Annotated in this window: 1 protein-coding gene; it reads right to left on the reverse strand. The window is 59.9% G+C overall.

Annotated elements, in window-relative coordinates; translation table 11 throughout:
* A partial coding sequence (locus tag UWG_RS34380) for an ATP-binding cassette domain-containing protein (protein ID WP_033196106.1) occupies positions 1-222 on the reverse strand: 222 nt, incomplete at both ends.

The following is a 222-nucleotide window of genomic DNA, read 5'->3' on the forward strand; positions in this document are numbered from 1 at the left end:
GATCTTGTCGGCCACGTCCGCGACCACACCCAGATCATGCGTGATCAGAATCAGCCCCATGTTGTACTCACGCTGCAACTCCGCAAGCAGATCCATCACTTGCGCCTGCACCGTCACATCCAGCGCCGTCGTCGGCTCATCCGCAATGATCAGATCCGGCTCCAACGCCAACGCCATCGCAATCATGATCCGCTGCCGCATCCCACCCGAGAACTGATGCGG

The organism is Streptomyces xiaopingdaonensis (assembly GCF_000262345.1).
GTDB lineage: Bacteria > Actinomycetota > Actinomycetes > Streptomycetales > Streptomycetaceae > Streptomyces > Streptomyces xiaopingdaonensis.